The following is a 7,668-nucleotide window of genomic DNA, read 5'->3' as shown; positions in this document are numbered from 1 at the left end:
GACCCGCACGACGCCCGGGAACCCGCCCCGCCGTACGACGCGGGGACGACACCGCCGCACGCCCCGACCGGCGACCCGTGGCACACCACGACCGGCGCACCGGCGTACGCCCCGACCGGCGACGCGTGGCGGGCACCGGCCGGCGCGCCGCCGCACGACGGGCCGCCGGGGTACGTCCCCGGCAACACCGACCTCGGGTACGCCGCCGGCTATTCGCCCGTGCCCGTGGAGCCGGACCTGCCGCGCGGGCGGGCGGTGCGGCTCGCCCTGCTGACGGTGCTCGCGTCGAGCGTGCTCGGGGTGCCGCTCGGGCTGCTCTGGGCCGCCCTCGCGCCGGACACGCCGGTGATCAAGGTCGCCGAGGGGGCGATCTACGCCGAGCCGCAGCCGGAGCAGCCGATCGCCGCCGACGGCTGGTTCAGCCTGCTGGGGCTGGGCTTCGGGGTGCTCGCCGCCCTCGTGCTGTGGTTCCTGCTGCGCCGGCTCCGGGGACCGGTCGGGCTGTTCGCCATCGTGCTCGGCGCCTTCGGCGCGGCGCTGGTCGCCTGGCAGGTGGGTCGGCGCACGGGGCTGGCCGGCTACGAGCGGCTGCTGGAGAGCGCGCCCGTCGGGCAGGCCTTCGAGAAGCCGGCCGACCTGCGGGCCGGCGGGATCGAGTGGGTGTTCGGCGTGCTGCCGGTGCCGCACGGCAACCTGCTGCTGCCGGCGTTCGGCGCGGCCGTGACGTACACCCTGCTGGCCGGCTGGTCCCGCTGGCCGTCGTTGCGCCCGGAGCGCGAGCCCGGCCTGCCCGGGCTCAGTTGGGGGTCGGCGGGGACGCCAGCTCCGTCAACGGCACCGGAACCGCCCGCACCTGGCGCAGCAGCGCCGCCTCACGGTTGAGCAGGCGCAGCTCGGCGCGGAGCCGGGCGGCGGTGTCGTCGATGGCGAGCAGCCGCTGCCGGTCGGCCACGGTCAGCACGGCCGTCGCGGCGACCAGGTGCGACAGCACCGTCGGATCTTCCGGCAACTGCTCGGACAGCTCCTCGGGATCGGCCCGGATCAGGCCCAGGTACTGCCGGAAGACCGAGATCACCCGGGCGGCGAGCAGGTCGGCGACCTCGTCGGGCCCACCCGGCTCGGGCAGCCACTCCACGTCGGCGGTCAGGTAGGGCTCGGTGTCCCGGTCGACGTCGGCGACGCGGAACCTGCGCTTGCCCACCGTGACGATGTCGAAGCCACCGTCGGGGCGCTCGGTGACCTGCCGCAGCTCAGCGGTGCAGCCCACCTCGTGCAGGGTGACGTCGCCGCCACCGGGCAGCGGCTTGCCGTCCGGCCCGGTGGGGGCGACCTCCCAGCCGGCCCGGATGGCCACCACGCCGAACTCGCGCGGGGCGTCCTCGGGCAGCGCGACCAGGTGCCGGACCAGGGCGCGGTAGCGCTCCTCGAATATGTGCAGCGGCAGCACCAGACCGGGGAAGAGGACCATTCCGAGCGGAAACACCGGCAGCCGCGCAGTCACGCGTCGAGCGTAGCCCGATCCCGGCGCGGCGGCGTGGCCCGGCTCACCGTCCCGGCGTACGGGCGGCGCCGGTCGCCGTCCGGGCGGGCCGCCTAGACTCGCAAGGGTGTTGAACCGGATCGACCTGCGCGGCGGCGTCCGTGACCCGCGCCGCCTGCTGCCCCGTGCCCAACTCGACGTCTCCGTGGCCGTCGAGCGGATCCGCCCCCTCGTGGAGGCGGTCCGGGAGCATGGTTACCCGGCGATCCGGGAGGCCAGTGAGCGCTTCGACGGGATCTCGCCCGAGGTGCTGCGGGTGCCCGCCGAGGCGATCGCCGAGGCGGAGGGCACCCTCGCTCCCGAGGTGCGCGCCGCGCTGCTGGAGTCGATCGCGCGGGCCCGCAAGGTGCACGCCGACCAGCGCCGCACCGACCACACCACCCAGGTGGTGCCGGGCGGCACGGTGACCGAGCGCTGGGTGCCGGTCGACCGGGTCGGCCTCTACGTCCCCGGCGGCCTGGCGATGTACCCGTCGACCGTGGTGATGAACGTGGTGCCGGCCCAGGCGGCCGGGGTGCGCTCGCTGGTGGTGGCGAGCCCGCCGCAGAAGGAGAACGGCGGCCTGCCCGACGCCCGGGTGCTCGCCGCCTGCGCCCTGCTGGGTGTCGACGAGGTCTACGCCGTCGGCGGCGCCCAGGCCGTCGCGATGCTGGCGTACGGCGCGGCGGTCGACGCCGAGGGCGCCGCGCACTGCGACCCGGTCGACATGATCACCGGGCCGGGCAACATCTGGGTCACCGCCGCCAAGCGGCTGCTGCGCGGCGTCGTCGGCATCGACGCCGAGGCCGGCCCGACCGAGATCGCCATCCTGGCCGACGACACCGCCGACCCGGCGCACGTCGCCGCCGACCTGGTCAGCCAGGCCGAGCACGACCCCCTCGCGGCCAGCGTGCTGGTGACCCCCTCGGTCGAGCTGGTGGATGCCGTGGAGCGGGAGCTGGCCCGGCAGGTGCCGGCCACCAAGCACGCCGAGCGGGTCACCACCGCGCTCACCGGCGAGCAGAGCGGCGTCGTCCTGGTCGACGACCTCGACGCCGGGCTGCGGGTGGTCGACGCGTACGCGGCCGAGCATCTGGAGATCCAGACCCGGGACGCCCGCGAGTGGGCGCTGCGGGTGCGCAACGCCGGGGCGATCTTCGTCGGCGCCTGGTCGCCGGTGTCGCTCGGCGACTACTGCGCCGGATCCAACCACGTGCTGCCCACCGGCGGCTGCGCCCGGCACTCCTCGGGGCTGTCGGTGCAGTCCTTCCTGCGCGGCATCCACCTGATCGACTACTCCGAGCAGGCGCTGCGCGAGGTGGCCCCGCACGTGGTCACCCTGGCCGGCGTCGAGGACCTGCCGGCGCACGGCCGGGCCGTCCAGGTGCGCTTCCCGGGGGAGCTGGCGTGAGCGAGCGCAGCGTGCGAACCAGCAGGCTCAGCCCCGATGCCGTCGCCGAGCGAAGCGAGGTGGCGGCATGACCACCCTCGACGACCTGCCGATCCGCGACGACCTGCGCGGGTTGTCGCCGTACGGGGCGCCGCAGCTCGATGTGCCCGTGCGGCTGAACACCAACGAGAACTCCTACCCGGTGCCCGAGCCGGTGGTGGACGCGATCGGCAAGGCCCTCGCGGCGGAGCTGCGCGACCTCAACCGCTACCCGGACCGCGACGCCGTGGCGCTGCGCGCCGACCTGGCCGGCTACCTGGGCCACGGGCTCACCGTCGAGCAGGTGTGGGCGGCCAACGGCTCCAACGAGATCCAGCAGCAGCTGCTCCAGGCGTTCGGCGGCCCGGGGCGCAGCGCGCTCGGCTTCGTCCCCGCGTACTCGATGCACCCGCTGCTGGCCCTCGGCACCGGCACCCGGTGGGTGCCGGCCCGCCGTGGCGTCGACTTCGGGCTGAGCGCCGACGAGGCGGTCGCCCAGGTCCGCGAGCACGCCCCGGACGTGGTCTTCCTCTGCTCGCCGAACAACCCGACCGGCACCGCCCTCGACCCGGCGGTGGTCGCCGCGGTGCTGGACGCCGCGCCCGGCATGGTGGTCGTCGACGAGGCGTACGCCGAGTTCGCCCGCCCCGGCACGGTCAGCGCCCTGGCGGTGCTGCCCGGGCACCCGCGGCTGGTGGTGACCCGGACGATGAGCAAGGCGTTCGGGTTCGCCGGCGGCCGGCTGGGCTACCTGGCGGCCGACCCGGCGGTGGTGGCGGCGGTGCAGCTGGTCCGGCTGCCGTACCACCTCTCGGCGCTCACCCAGGCCGCGGCCCGGGCGGCGCTGGCGCACCGCGACGCACTCCTCGACACGGTGGCCGCGATCTGCGCGCAGCGGGACCGGATCGTGGCGCGGCTGCGCGAGCGGGGGGTGCGGGTGGCCGACAGCGACGCCAACTTCGTGCTGTTCGAGGTCGGGGGCGACCAGGCCGCCGCCTGGCGCACCCTGCTCGACGCCGGCGTGCTGGTCCGTGACGTCGGCCTGCCGGGCTGGCTGCGGGTCACCGCCGGCACCCCCGCCGAGACCGACGCCTTCCTCGCCGCCGCGGAGAAGATCCAGTGAGCTTGCGAGCCCCGCAGCCGCGACCGAAAGGCAAGCAACTGGGAGCGCGAGGAGTGAGCTTGCGAGCCCCGCAGCCGCGACCGAAAGGCAAGCAATGAGCCGGACCGCCCGCGTGGAGCGGATCACCAAGGAGACGAAGGTCCTCGTCGAGATCGACCTCGACGGCACCGGCCGGGCCGAGATCGGCACCGGCGTCGGCTTCTACGACCACATGCTGCACCAGATCGCCCGGCACGGCGGCTTCGACCTGACCGTGCGCACCGTGGGTGACCTGGAGATCGACGCCCACCACACGATGGAGGACACCGCGCTCGCCCTGGGCGCCGCGTTCGACCAGGCGCTGGGGGACAAGGCCGGCATCCGGCGGTACGGCTCGGCCACCGTTCCGATGGACGAGGTCCTCGTCCGGGCCGCGGTCGACCTCTCCGGCCGCCCGTACGTGGTGCACGACGAGCCGGTGCTGGCGCCCTACATCGGGCCGGTCTACCCGACCAGCATGACCCGGCACATCTGGGAGTCCTTCGGCCAGGCGGCCCGGATCACGCTGCACGTGGACGTGCTGCGGGCGGCCCGCCCCGGCGGTCACCCGGACGCCCACCACGTGGTGGAGGCCCAGTTCAAGGCGGTCTCCCGCGCGCTGCGCGAGGCCACGGCCGTCGACCCGCGCGCGGCGGGCGCGATCCCCAGCACGAAGGGGGCGCTCTGATGGGTGGGGTGCTGCCGACGTTGCTGCTGATCCTGGCCGGTGTGCTGGTCGGCGGGGCGTTGTCGCTGCACAAGCAGGGCGCTCCGCGTAAGGCGGTGGTCCTCACGGCGCTGCTCGCCGCGCTGGCCACGGTCGGCGGCGTGCTGTGGCTGCTGCCGGGGGAGGGCGCGTGAGCCGCGTGGTGGTGCTCGACCACGGGTCGGGCAACCTGCGCTCGGCCGAGCGGGCCCTGGCCCACGCCGGCGCGGACGTGACGGTGACCGACGACCTGACCGCCGCCGCCGAGGCGGACGGCCTGGTGGTGCCCGGTGTGGGCGCGTACGCCGCCTGCATGGCCGGGATCGAGGCCCTCGGCGCCGGCCCGGTGATCGCCGAGCGCGTCGCCGCCGGCCGTCCGGTGCTGGGCATCTGCGTGGGCATGCAGGTGCTCTTCGAACACGGCGACGAGCACGGGGTGGTGACCAAGGGGCTCGGGCTGCTGCCCGGCGGGGTGACCAGGCTGGCCGCCCCCCGGCTGCCGCACATGGGTTGGAACACGGTCGCGGCGCCGGCGGGTTCGGTGCTCTTCGCCGGCCTGCCCGCCGACAGCCGGTTCTACTTCGTGCACTCGTACGGGGTCGGGGACCCGGGCGCGCTGGCGGAGGCCGGCGCCACGGTCACCACCGCCCACCACGGGACGGACTTCGTGGCGGCCGTGGAGCGGGGTCCGCTCTGCGCCGCGCAGTTCCACCCGGAGAAGTCCGCCGACACCGGTGCCGCGCTGCTGCGCAACTGGCTCGCCACGCTTCCCACCGGTGACTGAGCGCCTGCCCGGTGCGGCGGGCCCGCTCCGGCCCGCCGCCGGCCGCCCTGTCGCGCGTCGACAGCTACCCGGACGACCGCACCCCCGGCGGGACACGCCGTGAGCAAGGAGCGGGCCCGGCGCCGGGCGGCCCGGGAGGCCGAGGTCGCCCGGGAGCGGGCCGTCCGTGAGCGGCGGACCGCCCGGCGGTCGCGGCGGCGGGCACTGGTCCGCCGGTTGACGCCGTCGCTGCGCCGGGGGCGGACGGGCCGGCTGCCCCGGCACAGTCGCGGCGAGCGGGCCGCCATCGTGCTGCTGACCCTGGTGGCGATGGTCCTGATCTGGTCGCTCGTCGACGATCTGGCGCTGCGCATCGCGCTGGTCGTGCTGTTGCTGCTCGTACTGCCGGCGATCGTGGTGATCGCCCTGGACCGTCGCACCTGACTTCGAGGAGAAATACCGTGAGCCTCACCCTGTTGCCCGCCGTGGACGTCGCCGACGGCCAGGCCGTCCGACTCGTGCAGGGAGCCGCCGGCAGCGAGACGACGTACGGCGACCCGTTGGAGGCCGCGCTCGCCTGGCAGCGGGACGGCGCCGAGTGGATCCACCTGGTCGATCTCGACGCCGCGTTCGGCCGGGGCTCCAACGCGCACCTGCTGGCCGAGGTGGTGCGGCAGCTCGATGTGAAGGTGGAGCTGTCCGGCGGCATCCGCGACGACGAGTCGCTGCACGCCGCGCTCGGCACCGGCGCCGCCCGGGTGAACATCGGCACCGCCGCCCTGGAGGATCCGGTCTGGTGCGACCGGGTGTGCGGGGAGTACGGCGACCGGGTGGCGATCGGGCTCGACGTGCGGGGCCGTACCCTCTCCGCCCGGGGCTGGACGCGCGACGGCGGCGACCTCTTCGAGGTGCTGGAGCGGCTCGACAAGGCGGGCGCGGCGCGGTACGTCGTCACCGACATCACCAAGGACGGCACCATGCGCGGGCCGAACCTGGACCTGCTGCGCGAGGTCTGCGCCCGCACCGACGCCCCGGTGATCGCCTCGGGCGGCGTCTCCACCCTGGACGACCTGCGGGCGCTGGCCACCCTGGAGCCGATCGGGGTGGAGGGCGTGATCGCCGGCAAGGCCCTGTACGCGGGCGCCTTCACCGTGGCGCAGGCGCTGGAAACCCTGGCGGCGGCGTGACCGTCACGCGGCTCGGCTCGGGCGGCCCCTGGGAGTCGGTGTACGGCTACTGTCGGGTCGTCCGGGCCGGCGACCTGGCCTGGACGGCCGGCTGCACCTCGACGGTGGACGGCGTGGTCACCCACGTCGGGGACGCGGCGGCGCAGACCGCGCAGGCCCTGCGGATCGGCCTGGACGCGCTCGCCGAGGTGGGCGTGGAGCCCGGGGACGTGGTGCGGACCCGGATGTACGTCACCGACCGGACGTACGCCGACGAGGTGGGCCGGGCGCACAACGTGGTCTTCGGCGCGGTCCGTCCGGCGGCCACCATGGTGGTGGTGGCCGGCCTGCTCGACCCGGACCATCTGGTCGAGGTGGAGTTGGAGGCGTACCTCGGCGAGCGCTGAGCCCCGGGAAGCGCGCCGAGACGGTGCCGCCCGACGCGCCGCGTCGCGACCTGATCGGTTGCGCGCAATCTAATCGCGCGCTACGGTTCCCCGGTGACCGACCATCTGGTACTGCGCCGGCAGGTGTGCTTCGCGCTCTACGCCGCGTCGCGCGCCCTCACCGACGTCTACCGGCCCGTCCTCGACGAGTTCGGCCTGACCTACCCGCAGTACCTGGTGCTGCTGGTGCTCTGGGAGCGCGACGACGCCCCCACGGTCTCCGAGCTCGGCGCCGCCCTGCGACTGGACTCCGGCACGCTCTCCCCGCTGCTCAAGCGGCTGGAGGGGGCGGGGCTGGTCGTCCGGACCCGGTCGGCGCGCGACGAGCGGCGGGTGGAGGTGGGCCTGACCGGCGACGGGCGCGCCCTGCGGCACCGGATGGACGAGGTGCCGCTGCGGGTCGCCCGCGCCACGGGCCTCACCGAGGCGGAGCTGGTCGCCCTGCGCGACACCCTCACCCGGGTCACCGAGACGATCCACCGACAGAAGGAGCAGTGA

The 7,668-nt window shown here is 75.3% G+C and carries 11 protein-coding genes; 10 read left to right on the top strand and 1 reads right to left on the bottom strand.

Features of this window, described 5'->3' with window-relative positions; genetic code table 11:
* The coding region (locus F6X68_RS11660; protein ID WP_370518936.1) for a DUF2567 domain-containing protein at positions 1–882 on the top strand (882 nt) is incomplete at its 5' end.
* Here F6X68_RS11660 and F6X68_RS11655 read toward each other — a convergent pair.
* On the bottom strand, positions 797–1,501 hold the full coding sequence (locus tag F6X68_RS11655) for an LON peptidase substrate-binding domain-containing protein (protein WP_151454285.1): 705 nt from the start codon (positions 1,499–1,501) through the stop codon (positions 797–799). The two genes, F6X68_RS11660 and F6X68_RS11655, sit on opposite strands and share 86 nt — an antisense overlap.
* 106 nt (positions 1,502–1,607) lie before the next feature.
* Between F6X68_RS11655 and hisD the strand changes: the two genes are divergently transcribed.
* The 9 genes from hisD to F6X68_RS11615 all read left to right on the top strand — a co-directional run bounded on the left by hisD (position 1,608) and on the right by F6X68_RS11615 (position 7,668).
* Positions 1,608–2,930, top strand: a complete 1,323-nt coding sequence (hisD, locus tag F6X68_RS11650; RefSeq protein ID WP_151454284.1) for a histidinol dehydrogenase — start codon at positions 1,608–1,610, stop codon at positions 2,928–2,930.
* 67 nt (positions 2,931–2,997) lie between these two features.
* Positions 2,998–4,071, top strand: a complete 1,074-nt coding sequence (locus F6X68_RS11645; RefSeq protein ID WP_151454283.1) for a histidinol-phosphate transaminase — start codon at positions 2,998–3,000, stop codon at positions 4,069–4,071.
* Positions 4,072–4,165: 94 nt separating this feature from the next.
* On the top strand, positions 4,166–4,777 hold the full coding sequence (hisB, locus tag F6X68_RS11640) for an imidazoleglycerol-phosphate dehydratase HisB (RefSeq protein WP_132236332.1): 612 nt from the start codon (positions 4,166–4,168) through the stop codon (positions 4,775–4,777).
* A complete protein-coding gene (locus F6X68_RS33465; protein WP_192581373.1) occupies positions 4,777–4,950 on the top strand; it encodes a hypothetical protein in 174 nt (57 codons plus the stop codon). The genes hisB and F6X68_RS33465 overlap by 1 nt, the downstream gene beginning before the upstream one ends.
* Positions 4,947–5,579: an imidazole glycerol phosphate synthase subunit HisH gene (hisH, locus tag F6X68_RS11635; protein WP_151454282.1), complete on the top strand. Its 633-nt coding sequence runs from the start codon at positions 4,947–4,949 to the stop codon at positions 5,577–5,579. The genes F6X68_RS33465 and hisH overlap by 4 nt, the downstream gene beginning before the upstream one ends.
* Before the next feature lie 99 nt (positions 5,580–5,678).
* Positions 5,679–6,002, top strand: a complete 324-nt coding sequence (locus tag F6X68_RS11630; RefSeq protein WP_151454281.1) for a hypothetical protein — start codon at positions 5,679–5,681, stop codon at positions 6,000–6,002.
* 17 nt (positions 6,003–6,019) lie between these two features.
* Positions 6,020–6,745, top strand: a complete 726-nt coding sequence (priA, locus tag F6X68_RS11625; RefSeq protein WP_151454280.1) for a bifunctional 1-(5-phosphoribosyl)-5-((5-phosphoribosylamino)methylideneamino)imidazole-4-carboxamide isomerase/phosphoribosylanthranilate isomerase PriA — start codon at positions 6,020–6,022, stop codon at positions 6,743–6,745.
* Positions 6,742–7,131, top strand: coding sequence for a RidA family protein (locus F6X68_RS11620; RefSeq protein WP_151454279.1), 390 nt, complete (start codon positions 6,742–6,744; stop codon positions 7,129–7,131). Before priA ends, F6X68_RS11620 begins: the two co-directional genes overlap by 4 nt.
* A gap of 93 nt (positions 7,132–7,224) precedes the next feature.
* Positions 7,225–7,668, top strand: coding sequence for a MarR family winged helix-turn-helix transcriptional regulator (locus F6X68_RS11615; RefSeq protein ID WP_151454278.1), 444 nt, complete (start codon positions 7,225–7,227; stop codon positions 7,666–7,668).

It is taken from the genome of Micromonospora sp. AMSO12t, assembly GCF_008806585.1.
Lineage (GTDB): Bacteria > Actinomycetota > Actinomycetes > Mycobacteriales > Micromonosporaceae > Micromonospora > Micromonospora reichwaldensis.
Note: the sequence above shows the minus strand (reverse complement) of the source record. Positions and strands in the feature narration are given on the sequence as shown.